The sequence below is a fragment of the Arthrobacter sp. KKT183 genome (assembly GCF_055657625.1).
This window is the reverse complement of the sequence record NZ_CM145770.1, coordinates 2,985,381-3,009,326: the sequence shown is the minus strand read 5'-3', so window position 1 is coordinate 3,009,326 and position 23,946 is coordinate 2,985,381. Positions and strand designations below refer to the sequence as shown.

Annotated in this window: 17 protein-coding genes; 8 read left to right on the top strand and 9 right to left on the bottom strand. The window is 62.3% G+C overall.

What is annotated here, in order from left to right; translation table 11 throughout:
• The first annotated feature begins 59 nt into the window (after positions 1 to 59).
• Together ACZ2GY_RS14285 and tatA are read left to right on the top strand one after the other, a co-directional pair.
• Positions 60 to 2,966, top strand: coding sequence for a DUF7507 domain-containing protein (locus ACZ2GY_RS14285; protein WP_471672198.1), 2,907 nt, complete (start codon positions 60 to 62; stop codon positions 2,964 to 2,966).
• Between the two features lie 100 nt (positions 2,967 to 3,066).
• Entirely contained in the window at positions 3,067 to 3,249 is a 183-nt protein-coding gene (gene tatA / locus ACZ2GY_RS14280; RefSeq protein ID WP_471672197.1) for a Sec-independent protein translocase subunit TatA, read from the top strand.
• Positions 3,250 to 3,325: 76 nt separating this feature from the next.
• On the opposite strand, the gene ACZ2GY_RS14275 is transcribed toward tatA, so the two are convergent.
• Together ACZ2GY_RS14275 and ACZ2GY_RS14270 are read right to left on the bottom strand one after the other, a co-directional pair.
• A complete protein-coding gene (locus ACZ2GY_RS14275; protein WP_471672196.1) occupies positions 3,326 to 4,927 on the bottom strand; it encodes an HNH endonuclease signature motif containing protein in 1,602 nt (533 codons plus the stop codon).
• A 69-nt stretch (positions 4,928 to 4,996) separates the two neighbouring features.
• The gene (locus ACZ2GY_RS14270; protein WP_471672195.1) at positions 4,997 to 5,488 is read right to left on the bottom strand and encodes a hypothetical protein; all 492 of its coding nucleotides are present in this window, start codon (positions 5,486 to 5,488) and stop codon (positions 4,997 to 4,999) included.
• 392 nt (positions 5,489 to 5,880) lie between these two features.
• On the opposite strand from ACZ2GY_RS14270, the gene ACZ2GY_RS14265 reads away from it, so the two are divergent.
• On the top strand, positions 5,881 to 7,179 hold the full coding sequence (locus ACZ2GY_RS14265; RefSeq protein ID WP_277357443.1) for an ATP-binding protein: 1,299 nt from the start codon (positions 5,881 to 5,883) through the stop codon (positions 7,177 to 7,179).
• 26 nt (positions 7,180 to 7,205) lie between these two features.
• Here ACZ2GY_RS14265 and ACZ2GY_RS14260 read toward each other — a convergent pair whose 3' ends face one another.
• The 6 genes from ACZ2GY_RS14260 to ACZ2GY_RS14235 form a co-directional block, all read right to left on the bottom strand.
• Positions 7,206 to 7,973 (bottom strand): ankyrin repeat domain-containing protein, encoded by a 768-nt coding sequence (locus ACZ2GY_RS14260; protein WP_471672194.1) that lies wholly within the window; start codon positions 7,971 to 7,973, stop codon positions 7,206 to 7,208.
• A 180-nt stretch (positions 7,974 to 8,153) separates the two neighbouring features.
• The gene (locus ACZ2GY_RS14255) at positions 8,154 to 11,336 is read right to left on the bottom strand and encodes a type I restriction endonuclease subunit R (RefSeq protein ID WP_471672193.1); all 3,183 of its coding nucleotides are present in this window, start codon (positions 11,334 to 11,336) and stop codon (positions 8,154 to 8,156) included.
• Positions 11,337 to 11,352: 16 nt separating this feature from the next.
• A complete protein-coding gene (locus ACZ2GY_RS14250) occupies positions 11,353 to 12,456 on the bottom strand; it encodes a PDDEXK nuclease domain-containing protein (RefSeq protein ID WP_471672192.1) in 1,104 nt (367 codons plus the stop codon).
• 174 nt (positions 12,457 to 12,630) lie between these two features.
• Positions 12,631 to 13,818, bottom strand: coding sequence for a restriction endonuclease subunit S (locus ACZ2GY_RS14245; protein WP_471672191.1), 1,188 nt, complete (start codon positions 13,816 to 13,818; stop codon positions 12,631 to 12,633).
• Positions 13,815 to 15,422 (bottom strand): class I SAM-dependent DNA methyltransferase, encoded by a 1,608-nt coding sequence (locus tag ACZ2GY_RS14240; protein ID WP_471672190.1) that lies wholly within the window; start codon positions 15,420 to 15,422, stop codon positions 13,815 to 13,817. Before ACZ2GY_RS14240 ends, ACZ2GY_RS14245 begins: the two co-directional genes overlap by 4 nt.
• A 6-nt stretch (positions 15,423 to 15,428) precedes the next feature.
• Entirely contained in the window at positions 15,429 to 17,459 is a 2,031-nt protein-coding gene (locus ACZ2GY_RS14235; RefSeq protein WP_471672189.1) for a hypothetical protein, read from the bottom strand.
• A gap of 160 nt (positions 17,460 to 17,619) precedes the next feature.
• Between ACZ2GY_RS14235 and ACZ2GY_RS14230 the strand changes: the two genes are divergently transcribed.
• The 5 genes from ACZ2GY_RS14230 to ACZ2GY_RS14210 all read left to right on the top strand — a co-directional run bounded on the left by ACZ2GY_RS14230 (position 17,620) and on the right by ACZ2GY_RS14210 (position 22,094).
• Positions 17,620 to 17,766: a zinc ribbon-containing protein gene (locus ACZ2GY_RS14230; RefSeq protein WP_157358971.1), complete on the top strand. Its 147-nt coding sequence runs from the start codon at positions 17,620 to 17,622 to the stop codon at positions 17,764 to 17,766.
• A 106-nt stretch (positions 17,767 to 17,872) separates the two neighbouring features.
• Positions 17,873 to 18,559, top strand: coding sequence for a hypothetical protein (locus ACZ2GY_RS14225; RefSeq protein ID WP_471672188.1), 687 nt, complete (start codon positions 17,873 to 17,875; stop codon positions 18,557 to 18,559).
• Positions 18,560 to 18,602: 43 nt separating this feature from the next.
• Positions 18,603 to 19,082 (top strand): hypothetical protein, encoded by a 480-nt coding sequence (locus ACZ2GY_RS14220; RefSeq protein ID WP_471672187.1) that lies wholly within the window; start codon positions 18,603 to 18,605, stop codon positions 19,080 to 19,082.
• Positions 19,083 to 19,344: 262 nt separating this feature from the next.
• Entirely contained in the window at positions 19,345 to 21,771 is a 2,427-nt protein-coding gene (locus ACZ2GY_RS14215; protein WP_471672186.1) for a GDSL-type esterase/lipase family protein, read from the top strand.
• Positions 21,768 to 22,094, top strand: coding sequence for a hypothetical protein (locus ACZ2GY_RS14210; protein WP_471672185.1), 327 nt, complete (start codon positions 21,768 to 21,770; stop codon positions 22,092 to 22,094). The genes ACZ2GY_RS14215 and ACZ2GY_RS14210 overlap by 4 nt, the downstream gene beginning before the upstream one ends.
• On the opposite strand, the gene ACZ2GY_RS14205 is transcribed toward ACZ2GY_RS14210, so the two are convergent.
• Positions 22,084 to 23,943, bottom strand: a complete 1,860-nt coding sequence (locus ACZ2GY_RS14205) for a glycoside hydrolase family 13 protein (RefSeq protein ID WP_471672184.1) — start codon at positions 23,941 to 23,943, stop codon at positions 22,084 to 22,086. The two genes, ACZ2GY_RS14210 and ACZ2GY_RS14205, sit on opposite strands and share 11 nt — an antisense overlap.
• Between the last annotated feature and the right edge of the window lie 3 nt (positions 23,944 to 23,946).

The window sequence follows — 23,946 nt, the reverse complement described above, 5'->3', positions numbered from 1 at the left end:
AAGTTAGGAAGGCTCTCTTGAAAAACACATTCTGCCAATTTCCCGGTAGGCGCGCAGCCGTGAGTATCCTGGTTGCCGCCGCACTCGTTTCCACGGGCGCACCGGCGGTTGCCGCGCCGGTTCCCGCAAAATCCCCGGGCGATGCTCCAGGTTCCTTCAGCGAGGTGAACCTCGGCGCTGAACTCATCAGCCCCTTTGCCTCCTACCGCATCCCGGCCCTCGCTTATCTGGGCAATGGGGTGGTTCTCGCGTCGTGGGACGGACGCCCGTTCAACGCTGCCGACGCCCCCAATCCCAACTCGATCGTGCAGCGCAGAAGCACGGACGGGGGCGCCACCTGGGGACCAGTAGAGGTCATCGCAGCAGGGTCGGTCACCTCATCAGGTGAGCAGACGCCCAGATTCGGTTACAGCGATCCCAGTTACGTAGTGGATGAAGAGACCGGAAAGGTGTTCAACTTCTTCGTCTATTCCAAGGACCAGGGCTTCCATGGCAGCACCTTCGGTAACGATGATGCCAACAGGAGCGTCATCAGCTCAGCAGTGAGTGAATCCGACGACGGCGGCATCACCTGGTCTGAGCCGCGCCTCATCACTGAGGTCACCAAGCCCGGCAGCAACCCGTCCGATCCCGTGCCGGGAGACATCCGCAGCAACTTCGCCACCTCCGGCCAGGGCATTCAGCTCAAATATGGTGAATATGCGGGCAGGCTGGTCCAGCAGTACGCGGGGGATGTTCTGCAGGCTGACGGGACCCGGACCATCCAGGCGTACAGCGTGTACTCGGACGATCACGGTCTCACCTGGCACAAGGGCGAGAACGTCGGCACCCGAATGGATGAGAACAAGACCGTCGAACTGTCTGACGGCCGCGTGATGATGAATTCGAGGGACAGCGGCAACGGTGGGTACCGGAAAGTCGCCATCTCCACGGACGGCGGGCACAGCTATGGACCGGTGACGCAGGATCTCGAGCTGCCGGACCCGACCAATAACGCCTCAATCACAAGGCTCTTTCCGGATGCACCCCAGGGTTCACCCGAGGCAAAGAAGCTGATCTTCTCCAACTCCAACAGCCAAAGCTCCCGCAGCAACGTTTCTGTCCGGGTGTCCTGTGACGACGGCGAGACCTGGCCCTCCGTCCGCAGCGTCCGTTCCGGCTTCTCGGCGTATTCCACACTTGAGCGGTTGGAAGAGGGTCAGATTGGCCTGCTGTACGAGTCCAGCTACACCAACGGCATCACCTTCTCGAAGTTCGACGACGCGTGGCTGAACTACGTGTGTGCTCCGCTGTCCGTTCCCGACGTGAAGCTCGCTGCCGGTCAGTCGACCGACGTTCCGGTGACGATCACCAATCAGGAGCGGACTGCCGTGTCCGGTGAGGTCACGATCAGCACGCCTGAGGGCTGGGCTGCTCCTGTGGTGAATGTGCCGTCCATCGCACCGGGCGACTCGGCGACGATCTCCGTGCCGCTGACGGCCGGCAGCAACCCTTCCGCAGCTTCGACGCTGGACGCTGTCTTCACATCAGCCCAGGGCGGAGAATCCCGCCGGTCCTTCAAAGCCGCAGCAGATGCGGTCGGTCTGACCATCACGGGATCACTCGCAGATACCAACCGGAATTTAGATACCACTCCGTATGCGGTGGGAGACCAGGTGGCCTACACCTTCCGCGTGACGAGTACGGCAACGGTGACCACCAACGCGGTCCCCACTGCCGGAACTTTCGACGTCGGATTCCTGCCCACGGGTACCCCCAACTGCCGCTATCGGAACCTGCCTGCCGGTGGAGCTTACAACTGCACCACCGCGAAGCATACGGTGACCCAGGAGGACGTTGACCGCGGATACTTCATTCCTACGGCCACCTTCGACTCCACCTCCACGACGAACTCAGCGCTGACGAAGTCGGTGAGCTTCACGGGGCAGGCGGTGTTCCTCAACTCAACGGGCAAGGCGAAGGCGCTCGCGGCTGACATCGTTGGGTCGCGGACCGATCCGAGCCGCGATCTGGCGGCCAACCCGTACACGGTCGGAGAGCAGGTTCCTTACTCGTTCCATGTGACGAACACCGGACTCGTTACCGAAGCCACAGTGCCATCGTCGGGCAATTTCGCTCCGTTTGTGCCGCCGGGCCCGGGCAACTGCCGATTCCTGGTGCTGCCTGCCGGGAATGATTACACCTGCTCCACACCGAAGCACACGGTCACGGAGCAGGAAGCAGCGGATGGCTTCTTTGTCCCGCTGACCACTTGGACGTTGAGTGCGTCCGGCTTCCCGTCGAAAGAACTGACGATCGATGGCGGTGAGCTGGACCTGAAGGAGCGCAACCCGCAGTTGTCAGTGTCTGGGGTGTCGACGGAGACCTCAGATGCAGATGGAAACCGTATCGACAGCGTTGGCGATGGTGTGGTCCAGACCGTGACGGTGACGAACACTGGAAACGTGCGCTTGACAGACGTTGTTCTGGACGGCTGGGACGGTGGGGTTGCCGAGCTGGCGGAAGGTGCGAGTGCTACGTTCACGCGCACGTTTGCCCTGACTGAGCAGCAGGTTGGTGAGGGACAGGTGGAGGAGGCTGCCGCCGTCGTCGGTGCTTCCAACGGTGTGCTGAGCGCAACGGTGACGGCGACGCTCGCTGCCCATCCGCTGCAGCTCACGGAACCTGAGCCGACGTTTGCGCCGGAAGCACCGCTTCTTCAGCAGGATTGGCTCCGGGACTTTGACGCTCCCCGCGGACCGGTCGCGTATTGGGAAGGAATCAGCCTGACTGTTCCCGAAGCCGATGCCTGGTATTTCGTTCATCAGGGTCCCCGGCCGTTGGGTTGGTTCCTGGCTGATGAGGCAGGGAAGGTGACGTTCACTGTGTCGGATGTTGCGCGTCCGGGCGCTCACCCGATTGCTCTGACCGATTCGACCGGGGAGTACCTCGGCTGGGATCGAGTAGTGGTTTCCGGCAAGAAGTAGCGATGTCCGGCAAGGAATAGAGGTGACGCCCGGGGTGGTGGCTCATTGAAGTGGCCACCACCCCGGGCGTCTCAACCCAATCAAACAACAAGGAGTTGCCATGAGGCCTGAAGGCTGGCACATTCTGATCATTATCGTCATTGCCATCGTGCTGTTCGGTGCGCCCAAGTTGCCCGGACTGGCTCGCAGCGTTGGCCAATCCCTGCGGATCTTCAAGTCGGAGGTGCGGGAACTGAAAGAAGAATCCCGTGTTGATGACGTCGAGGCGCCGAAAATCACCTAGCGCACAGGAGATCGCTGGAAGGGTGGCGGGAGCGACGGCGGTTGCTTATCCCGGCACGGAACGCGCTGCTACTCCGCTAGAACGGTGGCGGTAGTTCGGGTGGTTCGACGTAGGTCTCACCACCCAGCGACGTGACGTTGGGTGTGCCGGAGTCGTCCTGCCCGATAGACCAGAGGCCCTCGGTCTTCATCATGTGGTGTCGTTTACACCGAGGCCCGAGATTAGTCAGCGACGTTTGCCCGCCGTGTGCCCAGGGGATGAGGTGATCGATTTCGCAGGACCACGACGACCGGTTGCACCCCGGATGAATACAGGTTGGGTTTTTGATCCTCACCCAATCCTGAAGGTGTTTCGGTGGCCGGTATCGGTCCCTGCCGACGCTGAGCACCGCGCCCGTTTCAGGGTGGACGAGGATTCTGGTGAAGCTCGGTGCGTGCGCTGCGAGGTTCCTGGCCGTTTCGGGGTCAATGGGCCCGTATCCATCGAGGTAGCCGTTCTCACAGCCCTCGAGATCCGGGGCGGCGCCCTCGCCGCCTTGCGCAACAGCCTCCGCACCGCTAGCTGGTAACTCCACCGCCGCGCTTTCATCGAACTCGGCGCCACGTGCGGCGGAAGAATTCTGCCAGTCAGCGCGAGTGTGACCGAGCAGTGTCATCACGGGAACGGTGACAAAAACCGTGGCTCCTACACCGCGGAAGCCTGTGCCCTTCTTCGGGTCTCCGGCGCAAGTATGGGTCAGGACATCAGCGAAAACATCCGCACGCAACTGTGACAGAGTCCGGCCCTCGTCGGGACCCTGCAAGGAGCGGGCCGCGGCGTCCACCCGGTTGAAGATCCCGTGTGCCTGCTCCGCGGGAAGATAGGTGCTGAGCCAGGCCATACCGTCCTGCTCAGGCTCCACTGCAACGCGGCGATCTTTCACCTCACGGGTTTTCCGTTCGATGATCGACTCGGGATGCAGTTTCTCGCGGAGCTGCCTGCAGCGCCGGACGAGCTTGGGGCGCGTCAGCGCGCCGGCCGTTTCCAGGACCGCATCCTCAAACCCGGCCGTGGCCTCTGCCGGAATGCATTGCGATTCCTGAACGATGACCTGCGCCTGAGTGGGGCTGATGGTGCCGTCGTCAAGCGCCTCCCACGTTCCCGGTAGGTCTTCCCTCAAGCGCAGCGCTTCGCCAAGCATCCGTTGTGCTGCCCTGCCCGGCACCCGCAGCAACGGGGCGATTTCCTCAGCCGCCATGGTGAAGCTCAGATCCGGAGAGGTACCGCCCTCTCCGGGCTTCCCCAAAGCGGTGCCGTCAAGTGCGCGCATATGGTCGAAGACATCAGCGATCAGGACGGCTTGCCTGGCCGCCGCCCAGGACGCCAACCGCTGTGCTGCCCGGAGTAGGTCGAGACTGTCAGCGATGGTCCGCGACCGCCGGGACTCTGACGACCGAATGTTCTGTAACCGGCCAACCAGTTGGTACGCCGATGCTGAGTCCACCGCAGCGCGGGAACGCGCCTCGGATTCGCCGTCGTCGAATTCATCGTCCCAGTCCAGCGCAAAGGACTGGCCGGGAGGCAGGTCCCACCAGCGCTGGTCCGCCTCAGCGTAGGCGGCATCGAGAACGCGCTCGTACGCTTCTTCGCGAGTCAGCCCATCGGCTTCCTCGAGCGTCTCCCACATCGCGATTCCCATACAAAACAGCTAATCATCCGGCTCTGACATTTTTGGATCGATGCCTAAAGAGCCGGAAGAAGCCGCCCTTCACCGTGCTTTCACACGCAGCGATCCGGGATGCGAAGACTTACGTTCCCGCCTGTCTGCCGTCCACATGACGTAGCCTGCCGACGCAATCGCGAGCTGGAACGGAACGGCAAACAGGACTGCTGAGGTCTGTTCGTTTGCCACCAGCAGCAGTGCGCTGCTCACCACAAGGAAGACGCCGATCCACCGCGGTAGCACTCCTGAGCGGAGGATGAAGATGCCGATCAGCACAAACCCGATAATGAGCGCCACCATGCCGACGACGACGAAGTAGGGCATGCCGGAAAAGTCACCATCGAAGAACGCGGCCTGGAGAAAGACCGCTGCAAGCAGCACCAGAAAGCCCAGGGCGGCGGATCCCAGCCCGATGTGCATGAGCCTCGGCGGACGTCCGGATAGACGTGCCCTGAAGGTCAACCCAATGATCCCAATGAGAACGAGGATGGCCGCAACAGAACCAAGGCCGGTGACAAGACCTGACGCAGTCCGCATCGATTGAGCGCCGCACTCACTTCCGACGCAGCCGCTCGGTTGGAGGGAGTGGAGGACTATCGCGAGTGAGCCCAAGGCTCCGCCGGCCAGAGCGGAGGGCCCGGCCAGGCGAGAGCTCCAGTGCGTTTGGAGAAAGTCCCAGGACATGAATGACCGCCATCAATAAGGAGACCCAGGAGAAATGATGCTTTATGGTCGCCCGGCGGCAAGTTCGGCGTCAAGAGTAGTCTGAACGACCGGCGGGCAGGCTGTGCCCGGTCCAAGGCCCCCTAATCGCCCGTCATGGTCAGCTCGCGAAGAAAGACGACTTCATCTTCGAGATTTCACCAACAGATGGCGTCATCGTGCTGGAGAGTATAGGTACGCGTTGCCTCCACCAAGGAAGGTGCATCATGACCAAGTGGCGAGTCCGCGACTTTCACACCACCGATCTGGACGGAATACTGCACCTCTGGGAGTCTGCCAAAGCTGCAAGCGCCGAATCCGTCTATGCGCTTTCGGAAGTGTTGGCATCGTGCGAGAAGGATTATGCCGTTGTCGCGGTGGAGGGCGATCAAGTGATCGGCGCCGCCGTCGGGAGGGCAGCGCATGATCAGGGGTGGATCGTTTTTCTGGCCGTCCTGCCTGAGTACCGCAGCAGCGGAATCGGAACGGCGCTGCTCGCCGGCGTCGAAACCCGCATGGCTCCGCACGGGTTGAACAAGCTGTCGGCGCTGATGCCGGAAGCTGAAACTCGGGTGGGAGCATTCCTTGCCCGGGGTTTCAGCCTGAAACAGAACCTGCGCTATCTCGAGCGGAAAATTCCGGTTCAGCGGCAGGAGCTCGAACCGCTGAGTTCACTGGGAGGCAGGGTACTTGCACGCGGCCTGTGGGAGAACGTTTCCGGGATGCGCAAGGAAAAGGAACTGTTGGAGCGGCGCCTGGTGTTGCCCCTGGCCAAAGCGGATCTGGCTGACGAATTCGGGGTAGTGCCTCCACGCGCCGTCGTTCTCTTTGGTCCGCCGGGCACCGGCAAGACGACTTTCGCGAAAGCAATTTCCTCACGGCTTGAATGGCCTTTCGTGGAGATATTCCCCTCGCGGCTGGCTTCCGATTCCAAGGGACTCGCGGGAGCCTTGCGAGAAACGTTCCTGGAGGTCGCGGAGCTTGAGCACGCGGTCGTTTTCATCGATGAGGTCGAGGAAATTGCCTCGCATCGGTCGGGTGAGCCGCCGTCTCCGCTGCAGGGCGTCACCAACGAGTTGTTGAAGATTATTCCGGCCTTCCGTGAACAGCCTGGCAGGCTCCTCATCTGTGCCACGAACTTCATCCGCACCCTGGACTCCGCGTTCCTGCGCCACGGACGCTTCGACTACGTCATCCCCATCGGACTTCCGGATCAGCAGGCGCGCGAGGCAATGTGGCAGCGTTTCATTCCTACCTCAGTGGTGAACGACGTCGATGTGCCCCTTCTGGTGCGGCGCACCGATGGCTTCACTCCAGCAGACATTGAATACGCCGCGCGGAGCGCTTCCCAACGGGCGCTTGAGAAAGCGGTCTATGGCAACGGTGGCGGTGGAGCCACGGAGGGAACCACCAAGGGTCCGGCCACCCAGGACTACCTGGACGCGATCGAGGACACGCGGACCACCGTGAGCGAAGAGGTGCACCGGCAATTCCTGGAGGATATCGACGTCCTCGGTCGGGTGTGAGGAACGACGACGACCGAGCCTGCGCTCTACTGTTCCACCGCTGTGCGCAGAACGGCGGCGACCTCTTCGAAGCCCAGAGAAGTGGCTTGCTGCAAAGGCGTCAGACCATCACCCTGGGAGGGAGACCTCACATCGGCACCGCCGTCGACGAGCAGCTGCACGGTCTCCACGTATCGGGGCGAGCCATCGCCGAAGATAATCGCCTCGTTCAATGCGGTCCAGCCCAGGTTATTGACGTGGTTAACGTCCACATCGGTCTCCAGCAGCCTACGCACCACGTCCGCGTGGCCACGCTCCGCGGCGCGGATCAGAGCGGTGCCGTTGAAACTGTCGAGCGCGTGGACGTCCGCACCGTTGCTCAAGGTCAGCTCCAGCAGCTCGAGGTAGCCCTCACTTGCCGCGATGAGGAATGCGCTCTGTTGAGTCTCGTCCTCGTAGTTGACGTCAGCACCGGCCTCGATGAGTCGGCTGGCTTCGGCGACGTTGTTCTCCCACGCAGCGTCGATCAGGTTCTGATTCAGCGCGATCTGTTCTTCGGGAGTGAGCGACTTAGGAGTAGCCGGTGGGCTGCTCGGCGGTACTTCCGGGGCGGACTCCACGGCTCCCGGGGACGTGCTCGACGTGCTCGGTGAACTCGACGGGCTCGGTGAAATGGAAGCGCTCGGCGCGCTGGATGAACTCGCGGACCCGGAAGGCGTCTGTTGCGTCTGACCGGTCACTTCGCCGCCGTTGCCGGTGCAGCCGGTGATCAGCAGCAGTGGGCCCAGAACAGCGGCCGGCACGGAGGCCCTCACCGGGAAGCCTTCCGTGAGGTCACCGAGGGGTTACGCCAGAACTTCGTAGGGACCATTCCCATGCGCGCTAGCATACGCCAGCCATGATCAGGACGACCGTGGATCAGGCGCGGAACGGCGCATCATGCAGCACCTTCGACCTGAGGGCCTGATGTTCCTGAGCCCTGAAATTGTGAACCGCTACCCCCGCGCCTCCGCAAACCGCGGCGCCATCGACTCCATCTGCTCCATCACCAACTTGATCGCACCAGGCTGCTTGTCCGGCGGATACCCGTTCTTGACCAACAGCCGCTTGATCGAAGACCGCAGCTTGGCCCGGACATCATCACGCACAGTCCAGTCCGTCCGCACATCGCGGCGCATCACCTCGACGAGGTCCCGCGCGATCTTCGCGAGCACATCGTCGCCCTGCTCCAGCACCGCGGACTCGTTCTGCGAGACGGCATCGTAGAAGGCGAGTTCGTCATCATTCAGTGGGGGCGAAAAGCGCTCCCCGCGTTTCGACTCTGCAGCCACTTCCTTCGCCATCTCGACCAGCTCCGCGATGACCTCCGCCGATGTCAGTTGCTGATTGGTGTACTTGTTCATCAGCTCGGCAATCCGCTCCGCAAACGCACGCTGCCGCACCACGTTGTTGCGCGCAACACTCGTCGACTCCTCAATAAGGGTCTTGCGCAACGCCTCAATAGCCAGCTGCGGATTCCGCGCGTGCCGCGTCGCTGCAACGAATTCCGGCGTCAGATCATCCAGCGACGGCTTCGGCATTCCCGCCGCCCAATAGATGTCCACCACCTCACCGGATGCAGTTGCCGTCGCAATCAACTCGCTGAGCATGCGCTGAATATCAGCGGGGATCGGTTCGCCGCGAGACTGCCGGTCCTCGGCGTCGAATTTCGCCATCCAGACACGAATTTCCTCGTACACCTGGATCTCCGGCCGCAGTTCCGTCAACCGTCCGGAACAGAGCGCGTACGCTCGCGCCAACTGTCCCGAAATGCGACGGTACCGATCAGCGAGCGTGTCGCCGTCGTCGTCGGGCTTGTTGCCGGGCGTGCCGGTGTCGCGCAGGTAGTTGACCGCCCCGGTGACTGCATTCAGGAAGGCCTTCGGTCCGCCGCGGTGCAGGACTGCTTTCCAGTCGTAGCCAGCGAGGAGGGTTCGCAGCTGCTCGACGAGGTCGGTAGCGATGCCCACCGCCTCGTCGATGTTCTTGCCGATCGGCTTCTGTGCCTGGTCGGTGTCTGTGTACTCGGCCAGCGCCTTGGCGAGGTTGTCCGCCAGGGGAGCGTAGGCCACCAGCAGGCCGTCCTGCTTGCCACGGAACGTGCGGTTCACGCGGGCCAGCGTCTGCATCAGCAGCGCACCCTTCAGCGGCCGGTCCAGGTACAGGGTGTGCAGGGGCGGTGAATCGTACCCGGTGAGCATCATGTCCTTGACGATCACCAGTTCCAACTCGTCGTCGACGTTCTTGAGCCGCTCCTTGATCGACGCGTTGAGGCTGTCGCGGCGGACATGGTTGCTGACGGGCGGAACGTCGGTGGCATCGCCCGAGTAGACGACCTTGATGCGGCCCTTGTCGAGGTCATCCGAGTGCCAGTCCGGCCGCAGCGCAACAATCGCCGAATACAGGTTCGCGCAGATCTCCCGCGTGGCCCCGACGATCAGGGCCTTGCCGGGCTTGTCGATGAACTTGGTCATCTGCGTCCGCCGGTCCTCCCAATGCGCCACCAGGTCCGCGGCGAGCGACTTGATCCGTTCCGGCGCCCCATACACCGCATTGACGACGGCGACACTCTGCTCAAGGCGCGCCCGTTCCGTATCGTCGAGGCCTCGCGTTGCCTCGTCAGCGGCGAGGTTGAGGTCCTCCTGCGTCACGGACTCGGCGAGGTTGACCTTGATCAGCCGCGGCTCGAAGTAGACGGGCACGGTGGCGCCGTCCTCCACTGCGCGGGAGAGGTCGTAGATGTCGATGTACTCGCCGAAGACCTCCTTGGTGTTGCGGTCCTCGAAGGAGATCGGCGTTCCGGTGAAGGCGATGAGCGTGGCGTTGGGCAGGGCGTCGCGGAGGTGGCGGGCGTAGCCGTCAAGATCGTCGTAGTGACTGCGGTGGGCCTCGTCCACGACGACGATGATGTTGCGCCGGTCGGACAGCAGCGGGTGGTCGTGGCCGGCGTCGCGCTCGTCCTTGCTGCGTCCGAACTTCTGCAGCGTGGTGAAGTAGATGCCGCCGGTGGTGCGGTTGCTCAGTTCCTCGCGCAGCTCGGAACGCTTGCGGATCTGCTGCGGGGTGCCGGGCAGGAGCAGGCTGCGTGCGAACGTCTCGTACAGCTGTCCGTCGAGTTCATTGCGGTCGGTGATGACTACGACGGTGGGGTTCCGCAACCGCGGATGCCTGCCGACCTGGTTGGCATAGAGCTCCATTTCCATCGACTTGCCGGAGCCCTGCGTGTGCCAGACGACGCCGGCCTTGCCGTTGCTCTCGACGGCCTGGACAGTGCTGCCAACGGCTTTGGTGACGGCGAAGTACTGGTGCGGTTTGGCGATGCGTTTGGAGAGTCCGTCGGATCCCTCATCGAAGGCGGTGAACGACGTCGTCAGTTGGATGAAGCGCAGCTGTTCGTAGAGGCCGAGGAGCGCGGTTTCGAGCGGCTGCATCGGTTCGCCGTCGATAATCTGTCCGGCTTTGACGAGATTGCCGTCGTCGTCGACGTTCCAGGGGGAGAAGTGGTTGAACGGGGTGAAGGGTGTGCCGTAGCGGGCGATGATCCCGTCCGAGACGAGCGCGAAGACGCAGAACCGGAACGCCATGGGGAATTCGCGTAGGTAGGTCTGAAGCTGGGCGTGGGCACCGCCGACGTCGGCATGGGCGCTGCCGGCCTTCTTCAGTTCGAGGATGCTGACGGGCATGCCATTGCAGTAGAGGACGACGTCGAGGCGGCGGCGGTAATCGCCCTGCCGCAGGGTGACTTGGTTGACGGCGAGCCAGTTGTTGTCGGTGGGCTCCGTGCTGATGAGGCGGAGCGTGGGGTTCTGTTCGGTGCCGTCGGAGTCGATGTAGCTGAGCCGGTAGCCCTCGACGAGGAACCGGTGGATGCGGTGGTTCTCGGTGAGGGCGTCCTGCGATTTGGGGGAGGCGATGTCGGCCAGTGCCTGCTTGATGTACTCGGCGGGGACATCGGGGTTGAGACGGCGGAGCGCGTCGAGGAGGCGGGGGCGGATGAGCAACTCGTCCCAGGTATCCCGTTCACCGGAGCCGGGGGCGACGTATTCGCCGGCCTTGGGTTCCCAACCGAGCGGTTCTGCGAGGACCTCGAGGGTGAGGCCTTCCCAGTCGGCTTCGGTGTAGCTGGTCTGCAGTGTCATCTGTTCCCCCTGGTGATCATGCTGGTGGACCGTCGTCGGCCAGTTCTGCTTCCAGTTGTTCGACGCTTGGCAGGCTCGAGGCGAACTCTTCAGGAAGCGACTCCACGATCTCTGCTTCCCATTCAGCCACACCAATCGGTGCTGAGTAACCCCGGAGCGCATACTCCGCTACCACGTTGTTTTTCTCCTTGCAGAGCAGCAGACCGATCGTGGGCTTGTCATCGGGGTGCGCAAGCAGGTCGTCGACGGCGGCCATGTACATGCCGAGTTGACCCAGGTAGCTGGGGTTGAATTTGCCAGCCTTGAGCTCGATTACAACGAAAGAGCGCACCCTGAAGTTGTAGAACAGCAGGTCGGCAAAGAACTCGTCGCCCCCAATTACCAGCCGTACCTGTTCGCCTACGAAGGCGAAACCCTGGCCCAGCTCCAGCAGGAACTTTTGAACGTGATGCACCAGTTGGTGTTGGAGCTCCGACTCATTTCGCCGATCGGTCATCGCGACGAAGTCGAAGACGTACGGATCCTTTGTTAGCTGCTGGGCAAGATCCGAGTCCGACGGCGGCAGGGTCGCCTTGAAGTTGGTGACAGCCTTACCGGAGCGCTCGTACAGGCGGCTCTCGATCTGGTGGACAAGGACGTTCCGCGACCAGCCTTCTTCGACGGCCTTGCCGGCGTACCAGAGGCGCGTCTCGGAATCACGGATTTTGTCGAGAAGGATCACATTGTGGCCCCAGGGCAATGTTGCAACAGCCTGTTGCAACATTGAGAAATCCGGCCATGCTTGGGCGAAGCTTTTCATGTATCGCAGGTTTCTCGGTGAAAACCCCTTGGCACCTGGAATGCGCTCGCGCAGATCACTGGACAGACGAGTAACAACCTTGGTTCCCCAGCCCTCAAGCTGTTCCCGCTCAAGTAGGTCCCTCCCGATTGACCAGTAACTACAGACAAGCTCGTGGCTGATCGCAGCGACGGCACGGTTACGGCCCGCGGATACGCGACCGGCGACCGTGTCGAGCAGCTCTGGATACCAACTCGGCATAGTTGATCGTGCCGGTGTGGCAGGGAATGAAGCTGGCACCTCTGAGGCGGTGTTGGTCGAGTTGTTCTCAGGGACGGTCATCGGGTGCTCCATTCGAAGGGATCGGGGTGGATCCTTCGAAGCTATCCCGCGGTTCTGACACTTCCAGGGTTGGATATACGGCCACTTCGCACTCAGAAACGTCCCGCAGCTGCAGGATCGCCGGTTCGAACCGGCGATCCTGCTCCTGCGGGCAGTTTCTGTGCTGGAAGGGATTCAGACGAGACTCCCGACGACGTCGGCGGCATGCTTCACTCGCAACTTGCCGGACATGAGCTGGGGGAGGAGGGCGTCGCGGGTACGAGCGAGCGTTGCGTTCTCCTTGACTGCTTCTGAAACGACATCCAGAAGCGGTCCGATCCTGGACTCCAACGTCTCGACCGAGGTCTCGCTCAACACGGGAATATCAAGGTGATCGAACGTTTTCATGGTGATGGTGTCAAATACTGATCCGTGCGCGATCGCCTTGGCTCGTTGGGTTGCTCTGAGAATTGAGAAGTAGAGAATCCCGGGCGGCAAGGCACCCGGTACGAATCCATAACAGGACTGATTGAACGACGACGGGACCGCTAGCCGGGCTACTGCACCTACTGTTCCACGCGCGGTAAGAATGACACTCCCGACGGGAAGAGGCTTTGCCTTGGTGGTCGTCGCTGCAGCGTTCGATATCTTTTCGGCGGTGTCCACGATCATGCCGAAGGGCGCCGACGTAACGTCCCGAGCGGATGCCCAAAGATACTCCTCTTCCCAGTAGGCAGGGTTGGCCCGTGGAGGGGTCCCGCCTAGAATCGGCGTGAGTACATGGCTCATCGGTTGCGTCCCTCGAGACGAGACAGCAGTGTCGTAAATGAGGCCAGCGAGATCTGCGGAAGTAGACGCGAGTTTGGTGTTGGCGGCGATCCTGTCATCGAACGCGCCTAGCACCTCAGCAATCGCACGTTGTTCGTCGACGGAAGGCAACGGGGGGAGAACGAACGCACGAACGTCCGCAACATTGAGGTGGGCGACCGTGGAACCGGATGCTTGGGATAGAAGTAGTTCCTGTTGCTTGGGTGATGTCAGCAGATAGTAGAGAAACCGGCTGTCGATCTGCTTGGGGTCTGGTCTCAATAGCATGGTGCGTTGACCCGGCGCGATGTTACCTGTGTCAGGAATCATCACTATCGGTCCGACCGGAGCCTCGCGAGCAAACAAGAGGTCGCCATGCTCCGGCGCCATTCTGCGGGTCCACTTGACGAACGTGTCCTTCGAGATCCTCCGGGACTCTTCGTAATTGATTGCGTTCCCACGCATGGCGGGAGTGCCAACAGCAAAGTATTCACCCTCCGGGTCAATCGGCGCTGTCTTATGCTCGCAATCGACGACTTGGGCGCATACTTCCTCGATTGTGCGGAGAGCCGTCACGAAACCCTCCCCAACTGCTCCCGCACAATCGCAGCCAAACGCTCCGATTCGTCGAACTGCTCAAACAGCTCCTTCTTCAGCCGCTCGATCTTCTCCTCGATCGGTTCGCCATCGTCCTCCACCTCAGCCGCGCCAACGTACCGACCAGGGGTCAGCGCGTAGTCCGCTGCCTTGATCTCCGCCAACGAAACAGAATTGCAGAAGCCGGGTTCGTCGTCGTACTCCAACCCCGCCTCAACACCGGACGGCGATCCGCGCCACGAGTGGTACGCATTCGCAATGCGAGCAATGTCCTCATCCGACAGCGCACGCTCGGCCCTATCGACCATGTGACCGAGATTCCGGGCGTCGATGAACAGCACCTGCCCGGACCGGTCAACCGCACCGGCGCTCTTGTCCTTCGCAAAGAACCAGAGGCACACCGGAATGCCGGTCGAACGGAACAGCTGCGTCGGCAACGCAACCATGCACGACACCAGGTCGGCCTCGACCAGCTGCGCCCGGATATCGCCCTCGCCGCCTGAGTTCGACGACATCGAGCCATTAGCCATCACCACGCCCGCACTGCCGGCCGGCGCCAGCTTCGAAATGATGTGCTGAATCCACGCATAGTTCGCGTTACCGGTTGGCGGAACACCGAACTTCCACCGCGGATCACTCTCCGACCGCGCCCAGTCCTTGATGTTGAACGGCGGGTTCGCCATGATGAAGTCCGCCTGCAGATCCGGGTGCTGGTCACGCGCAAACGTGTCACCCCACCGCGACGCCAGATTCCCGTTCAGCCCGTGGATCGCGAGGTTCATCTTCGCCATTCGCCAGGTGCGCTCGTTCAGCTCCTGCCCGTACACGGAGATGTTGGAGCCCTCCTTGTTATGCGAGTCCAGGAACTTCTCCGTCTGCACGAACATGCCGCCCGAACCACAGCACGGGTCATACACCCGGCCGTGGTCCGGTTCCAGCACCTCCACCAGCACCCGCACGACGCCCGCCGGTGTGTAGAACTCCCCGCCCCGCTTGCCCTCGGCCCGGGCAAACTTCTCGAGGAAGTACTCGTACACCTCGCCCAGCAGGTCGCGCGCCTTCGTGGCACCCTGCCCGGTGAACCGCGCCGAGTTGAACAGGTCCAGCAGTTCACCTAGCCGGCGATGGTCCACGTTGTCCCGGTTGTACAGCTTCGGCAGCGTCGCCGCGAGCGACGGGTTAGCGGTCATGACGGCGTCCATCGCCTCATCGATCAGCTGTCCGATCGACTTTGCCGGAGCGCCATCGAACGCCGGCAGCCCCTTCGCGTTCTCGGCCAGGAACGGCCAGCGCGCCTCGGCCGGCACCCAGAAGACGCCACGGCCGGTGTACTCGTCGATGTCGTCGAGCAGGTCAGCGATCTGCGACTCGTCAAAACCCTCGGCCGTCAGTTCAGCAGCAATCTGTCCCCGCCGCTCCTCAAACGCGTCCGACACATACTTCAGGAACACCAGTCCCAGGATCACGTCCTTGTACTGTGACGCATCCATTGAGCCGCGCAGCTTGTCAGCCGCCTTCCACAGCGTGTCCTTCAGTTCCTTCATGGTGGACGGCGTCGCGTCGACCTTCTTCTTCGGTGGCACCGGGCCCTACCTTCCGCTCTCTTCGATATCCATAAATTCAATGCCGTCCGTCTCCAGGACCAGACCGGCCAACTCTTCAATCCGGGCCAGCCGCTCTCGCGCCCGACGCTTCTCCTGCTCCAGTCTGCCCAACACCGCCCGCACCTGCTGCCGCTGAGCATCCGACACGCGGCGCACCGCCCGACTCCGCCAGTCCGGCCCCTTCCCGCCGCGGAGGGAATGTGCCACCAGCTCCGGCACCAGGCCGCCCGGATCGCCTTCGTCGATCCGCAGCACCCGGGCAGGAAAGACGACGACGGCGCCGCCCTCCTCATCCACCATGGCCGCGTTTTGGGGCGAGGTACAGAACACGACGTCGCCAGGTTCCGTCCGGCGTGCCGATGGGTAGGTGGAAGCAAGCTCCAGCTGGCCGATACGCCGGGTTCCGTCCTCGAGTTCCCCAAGGAGCTCCGGCACACCGAGCAAGCGAACGCCGGTGGTGCCCGAGAAATGCTCACCGTCGATTCGGTTGCCCGGGAAATACCGCAGACTCTTGGCTGCGATCGCGTCTCCGATAAGAACCGGCGGCAGTTCCTTCCCTCCGCTTCGCACGGCAGCGGTGAGTGACAGAGACGACCCGGGATTGTCCTGCAGCGACTCTTCGTTCTGCAACGACTCGGCAAGGGCATCGATGCGGGCCAGGGCTCCTGCGGGGTCGCTCGCTGTGCCGCGCGGCCTCAAGGCAGCGCCGGTCAAGGACCCCCGTGCGGTCAGAAGCGACCGGGTCAGCACGATCCGCCCAAACCGGAAGGAGTGCGCAAAGACGTCCCGGCGGCTTCCCATCGCCGCGGCAAGGTCGCCGACAAGGTCCTGGATGACGACGTCGTCGAGCGTGTGCGCGGTCAGATCGGCCACCAGCGTCCAACGGTCAGCGAGCGGAACATCATGGTGATCCTGCCCGAGAACCCAGAGCGTGTACTGCTGCCGCGGCTTGTTCCGCACCAGCCCCCGGGGAAGCGTCACAGCGGCCCGCACCCGGCCGGAGCGCAGAATGTCGGCGCGCCGACGGTCTTCACTGCGGTGACGGAGGGAGTCGGACAGCACCGACGACGGCGCGACCACCAGTGCGCGGTTGGTGTTGTCCATGGCATCGACAAGCAGTTCGACCTTCGCCAGCATCTCAGCCGGCGTCATGGAGGGATTGCGCTCGGAGGGGAACTGCGCCACTATGACGGACCCTTCCGGGAATTCCAGCGGGTCAGAGGTGAGCGGCCGGTGCACGGCGCCGTGCAGCCGCAACCGCCGGTGTGCCAGACGAACCGCGTGATCATCCAAGAGAGGGCTCAGCACAGTGATCGGCGCTGCCTCCGGTGCGCGTCGAAGGACGGCGGGGAGTACGTCTCCGGCGCTCGCGAAAGGATCAACCAAGGTGCCGTCCGCCGCCGGGCTCCCGAGCTCGAGGGCTGAGGAGGCAAGGAGTTCAAGAGCACCTGGAGCCAGGGCAGTTGCTGCCTGCTCGCGGAGATTCAACCGACGCTTCTCCTGGATCAGCTGTTCAAAAGCGGCCGTGTTGCTGTAGGCCGCGTGCACCAGGTTGTCGCAGTAAGCAGCAGTTTGGATCAGGCTCCCTGCCCGCTCCAGGAACTGGACTTCAGAGAAAAGGAACGCGTCGTCCGGATCCACCTCATCAGCTGCATCCACGAGGTCCGCAGCCGACATGTCCGCGAGCGGGTGCCCGAGTACTTCCCGCAGGGTAATGAGCGCCGTGCACCCGGGTAGCTCTGCCGCTTCAGAGGCTTGGAAGGTGGCAGCGAAGGTGAAGGCACCGACGTCGTCGACTGCGTTTGAGTTGTTTCCCCGCCCTGTGGCTGTGAGCCAGTCGACCACGTCGCCGGCATCGAAAACTTGACGCCCCTTGGAGTTCCCGCGCACCGGCGGGAAAGGGAAGGCTGAGTCCTTGCTGCGGCTGCGCCACATGGAAACGACCGGACGTTGCACGCCGGCCAGCCGGGCAACGTCGGAGAGCGTGATGCGCTGTTCCAGGGTTTCGGTGTTCACGCTGCTCCTTCCCGGGCGCGACGCTGGGTGGTTTTGAGTGTACGTGCTGGAGGAGACCTATCTATCCAACTTGCTGATAACGGCGGTTATCAAGTGTTCATGATGAGCGGGCAGGAAATACCCCTACCGTTTCTCCCAACAGCTACAGGAGGGGAACACCATGTACGCAATTGGAGAGAAGCCGGGCATCGGCTCCTATCGAGACGAATCCGGTCACACCATCACGCTCAACGATCCTGACGATGCTCTGCCGCCGTGTTCACGGTGCGGGCGGTTCCAGACCACCACCTGGACACGGGTGCCCTGACCCCGGTCGCGGGATGGGAGATGGGTGGGGGCGTTTCCCATCCCGCGGCCGGCCTTCTACTCACGAGCGCACTGCGCCGACTGACTCAATGAAAGGACGACCAGACATGCCTGATGAACAGACTCCGGCCAACGATGGCCAGGACATATCCCCGGCCGCGCCGGGGGAAACGCCGACGCGCGCCAAGGGGGTTGCCTCCAACTCACGGGCACGGTGGATCGCTGTTGGTGCAGCCGCCGTCGTCCTCTTCAGCGGCGGTGCTGCATTCGGGACGGTCCTGCCGGATCCAACACAGAGCGATGAGTATGTGTCCCTGAGTTCCGAGAAGACGGAGCTCGATGCCTCACTGAGCAGCCTCGAAGAGGATTACCAGAGTGTGCGAGGCAAATACGCAGAACTGCTCGGGGACATCAAGGATCGTGAGCGTGCGGTAGACAGCGAACGCACAGAGGTTGAGAAACGCGAAGCCGCAGCCGCGGAGGCGCAGGAGAAGGTGAAGGCAGCCGAAGCCGCTGTGAAAAAGCGTGAGGAAGCGGTCTCCGGAGCCGAAGTTCAGCAGGCGGCCAACACGATCACTGAGGGGACCTGGACGGTTGGTGTCGACCTAGAGCCGGGAACGTACCGCACGAAAGAAGCTGTCGGTTCTTCCTGCTACTGGGCGATTTACACAAGCGGCACCAACGGCGATGACATACAGCAGAACGACATCCCTGGTGGCGGCCGTCCCACGGTGATACTCGTCGAAGGGCAGGACTTCAACACCACACGCTGCGGAGCCTGGCAGAAGCAATAGGGCGGATCAGCGCCATAATGGTCAGATGGGGATGCGACTCCGAATGTCTCACCACACACTGACCCGGCGGTCAGCGGCGATGCTCGCGGCCGGCTTGATCGGCGCGGGTATCGCCCTGACTGGGTGCAGCACTTTCGGCCCCGGCGCTCCGCCCTGCATGCCGCCCACACATTCGGTGAGCCCGTCAACCGTCGAAATCGGCGAAACGGTGACGGTCCACGCGCAGGATGCTGAGTGCGATCCCCGCTACGGAGGGAGCGCCGAAATTCAGGTAATCGTCACCGACTCACTTGGCCGGAAGATTATCGACACAACCGCACCCATGAACGACGCCGGCGGCTTCAGCTATTCGTTCGAGGTCCCGGAAGAGGCCGCGACAGGGAAAGCAGCGGTTGAGGCTTACCCGCATAACGTTGACTGGTGTGATGACACCGGCCGGAATAATCGCGTGTCCGAGGCTGACGTGCCGCTGCAACGAGTGTCCTGCGCGGCGCGGATAGAACCGCTCACCATCACCGGCTGAGCACTCGCCACTTCGATTGGGTTCAGTTCCGACGTCGCAATTGAGCAAGATCGGCTTTACCCTTGTTCTCTCCTGATCCGACGGATATTCTTCGAGAGCTGGCACCCCCTCACAGGCATCCAGCGCAATGGCCGCGTTGTTTATCTTTGGGGAGACTGATCATATGCGTCGTAAGCGCGCCTGCTTGTTATTGGGAACTGCCACCAGCATCAGCTTGGTGACGGGGTTGCTCGGACCAGCCGTCGCGACGGCGGTGCCAACGGTGCAACTGAGCGACGATCCCGTCGCCTTAGGCAAGGCTCTCGCTGGAGACATAACGTGGGTCACCGGTGCGGCCTTTGAAACCCGGGCAGGCGCATCGGCCTCTGCGCTGGTCTCCGATGGTGTGGCAGGACTGCCGACCAGCGGACCGATGGCCGCGATGCTGAGCACCGGAAACGCGATGATTGTCACCGATCCCAATACATCCGGCAGCAGCGGCGCGGACCTGGGTGGGTCTCCATACCGAGGGAACTCAGATTTCGACGTCACCGTCCTCAGGGTAGATCTCGAGGTCCCGTCCACAGTGAATTGCCTGGTGGGAATCGATTTTCGTTTCCTGTCGGAGGAGTATCCGGAATATGTGGGCAGCAGGTACAACGACGCCTTCATCGCTGAACTTGATGAATCGACCTGGACCACCTCCGGGTCTGAGATCATTGCCCCGGACAATTTCGCTCATGACCCATCGGGTAGCCCCATCACAGTGAACTCGGCAGGCGCAACCTCCATGAGCCAGCTGGAGGCTGCCGGCACAACATTCGACGGGGCGACGCCGCTGCTTACTGCAGCCACTCCGCTCACCCCGGGCCCTCATAGCTTGTACCTTTCTATCTTCGATCAGGGAGACCGAGCGTATGACTCTGCCGTGATCGTCGACAACCTGCGCATGGGCACGGTAGGAAATGTTGCAACTGATTGCGTGCCCGGCGCGGAGGTCGCTGACAACTCCAGGTACGTGGGGCTCGGGGACAGCTATTCCTCGGGTTTCGGCGTGGCTCCATATTTCCCGGGTACGTTCGAGGACAGCGGCCCGAACAACTGCCAGCGTTCAGACAGGGCATATGCGCCTCTGGTTGCCGCAGCGCGGGGCCTGACTCTGGACTTCCACGCATGTCAGGGAGCGGTGACGAAGGATTTCTATGGTGCGCGTAATGACACCTGGGGTGAGTCACCACAACTGGACCACCTGAACGAGGAAACAGGTCTGGTCACTCTGAGCATTGGTGGCAATGATGCCAAATTCGGGGACGTTCTGGCTGAGTGTCTTCTCGGAATGGAACTGCTTCCCTTCAACACCTGCTACAAGGATGACAAGGTCCTCACCCCGGTGCGCGAAGCGATGGAACGGCTCGACGGGCAAACTGATTCACCTTCCGATATCACGCCGTACGTCACCCTCTACCGTGATATCCGGCGCGCGGCTCCAACGGCGACTGTCGCGGCCGTTGGGTACCCGCACTTCTATCCGGCCTCCGGAGGTGACCGTACCTTCCTGCCCGGCGGCCGTTGCGAGGGCATCAAGAAGGTCGATCAACGGTGGATGGTGGAGAAGATCGACGAACTCAACAGCATCATCGAGACGAACGCACGGCGCAGCGGATTCCTTTTTGCCAATCCCAACCCAAGCTTCGATGGCCATGAGCTCTGTTCCGGCGGTGAGGAATGGATCTATCCGTTGTTGTCCGCCGGACGGATCCACCCGACGGTTGAGGGACAGCAGGCCATCTCCGAAGCGGTTCTCACTGAGCTCGACGACAGTGGTTTTGAGACTTTCGAGGTCCTTCCTCAACAGACTGTGACCTACAGCTTCGTAGTCGATTCGCCGAAGGAATTCATCAGCCTGGTTACCGGGTGGCCGGGAAGCGACGTCTCCCTTACCCTCATCTCCCCTTCAGGGCAGCGTTTCGACAGGTCGACTGACCCGGCCGGCGCCACCAGGGAGACGGGTCCCACCCACGAGCATGTGGAGGTGAGCGCCCCCGAGACCGGAGAGTGGACAGTCGAGCTGTTCGGCCTTGACGTGCCCGACGGCGGCGAGCCGGTGACGCTGTCCATCCACCAGCAGGAGCCCAAAAACGCTGCACCGACCGGTGTCATAACTCCCCGGGTTGAGGGCAATTCGCTCGTGCTTGACGCCTCCGGATCCAGTGACTCCGACGGAACCATCACCGGGTTCGACTGGTACATTTCCACAGCGGAAACGGATGAGGTGCTTCAGGGCGAAAAGATCACCATTCCCTTGAATACTGATGAGGAGCGCACTGTTTCCCTCGTGATCACGGATGATCGCGGCGCAACCGATTTTCAGGACCTCGCGTGGATACCAGTCGACGTTGTGCCGGGCAGCAGCACCAATCCCATCAACCTGAGGTCGAAGGGAGTGACACCGATTGCCTTGGTGTCGTCGGTTACCTACGATGCCATGACCGTCGCGCCGACAACCCTCCTGGTGGGTCCGGGCGAGGCGAAAGTGCGTGAGACCCAAGCGCGGGGAGAGGATGTCAACGGTGATGGTCTGCTCGACCAGATAGTGCATGTCCGAACGCAGGATCTGGGTCTGTCGACAGACAGCACACAACTGTGCCTTGGCGGAACTCTCAACAACGGCCGCGCCGTCTCCTCGTGTGACTCGAGCAGGGTGAAATGAGGTCTACCCGAAGTAGCCCTGGTCAGCAGCGATCGTCCCCGCTGGTCGCGGGGGCCTGTATCGCGTTCGCTGTCGCCGGTGCACTGGCCACACTTGGCTGTGTTCTCGCCCTCTACGTTGAATCATCAGGGCTGGGCTCTCCCCGGGATACCGGAATGCGTCCGGGCTACTCAGCTCTGCTGATTGGAGGTGCAGTCGCCGGCATCGCTCTCCCAGCGGCGGTGTGCTTCACAGTACTGCGCGGTTCGCGACGAGTGGTGGTAGTTGTTGCTGTGCTCGCTGCCATAGCGGTGGCGCTCGCAGTACTGGGAATCACGGGCTGAAACCATACCCAACCCCCGGCAACTGCCACAGCCCAATCCCGAGCCCGTCGCCGCTGAAACCTACCGAATCGGCAGCCCACTCCGCCGAGATACTGCCCGTACTCCACAGTTCTGTAGGCTGACCGTCCAAAGGGACACCAATCAGGTCCAACGGAAGCTGAACCTCGTCAAACCCAGACCGTGAAGCCACAACCAACACCGAACCGGACACGTGCTCACGGAGGTAAACCAGCACATCGCCCTGCGCATACAACCACCGCAGTCCTCCGAAAGCCAAGGCAGGGACATCCCGACGCAACCTGCCAAGGTGAGCAACGGCGTCGTACAGGTCCTGATGCGATGTCGTAAGTGAATCCCACGGCATCGGCGTCCGGGAGTCCTCACCGTTGATGCCTTCAAGACCGAACTCGTCACCGGCAAAGAGCGTCGGAATCCCGGGCATTGAAAACAGAATGCCCAGCCCGATCAGCTGTCCACCAGGAACCATGACGGTCGAAGCCCGCGCCGTGTCATGCGTGTTCAGCGCGATCATGTTCTGCGTCCGGACCTGCCACGGAAATGCCGCCGCAAACACTGCATGCAGCTCCACGAACTGCTCGGCCGGAATACGGTTGGGACCGGGCAGGGGAGTCCCGAAGAAGTTGACGCCCGAGGACCCGGCCAGCCACTGCCACAGCGGCCTCGTGAAGTTTGAGTAGGTCATGGCACCGTGCCAGGTGTCGCCGTCGAAATCCTGCGCTGCATCATTGGTCGATTCCGCAAGCAGCAGGGTGTCTGGATTGACTGACCGCATGGTCGACCGCACGGCAGAAGCCACCGAATGGTTCAGGTCCACGTCCCCATGGCGGCCGGTCATATTCGCCACATCGACCCGCCACCCGTCCAGCTTGAACGGAGCCTCCAGGAACCGCGCGACGACGGACCCCGGCCCGCTCACGAATCGGTCCCGTAGCGCCGGGGAGAGCCAGTTCAGCTTGGGCAGGCTCGGCACACCAAACCACGACGCATACTCGGAGCCGTCCTCGGAAAAGTAGTAGAAACCGGCCTCCTCGGAGGCAGGATCGGACGACGCCGTCCGGAACCACTCGTGCGCAGCTCCCGTGTGGTTGGTCGTGAGATCACCAATTACCTTCAAGCCCCGCTCATGAGCCGCCGAAACGAGCCGGATCAGCGCCTCATCGCCGCCGAGCAACGGATCCACCATGGCGAACGTCGATGCGTCGTACCGGTGGTTGGAACGCGCCGGAAAGAACGGCGTCAGGTACACCACCGTGGCGCCGAGCGAGGCGATGTGATTGAGCCGCTCCGTAATCCCGTCGAGGTCGCCGCCATAGAACTGGTACGGCGTATCGGGGCCGGTTGGCTGAACCGGAGCATCCCAATCGCAGGGAACCGCCCAATCCGGAGCTTCGGATGCCGCCGACGTAGAACGCCCGAACCGGTCCGGGAAGATCTGGTAGATCACGCCGCTCCGCGCCCATGAAGGTGCAGGCTCATGGGTCACCATCCGGAAGTCGTGCACATCAGGCGTATCCCGGGTGAAGAACCCCTCGGCGTTCAGCCAGTGCCAGGATGAGCCCTCGGAAGCGCCAACCTCCAGCAGAAACCGGTACCGCGTCACAGGATTCACCAGCAGAACTGAGGCCTCCCACCAGTCCCACGCACCGTCCGTGCCGAGAAGGACCGCCTCGTCATAGTGTGGCTCCGCATCACGCAGCGACCGGACAAACACCCGCTCGACCGAACCGAACGCATGCGGCACCCGAAGACGGACCGGCACCGCAGCACCGAGATCGGGGGAGGACGGCACATACAGTGCCGATCCGTCGTGATGCGGAACCTGGAACATCGT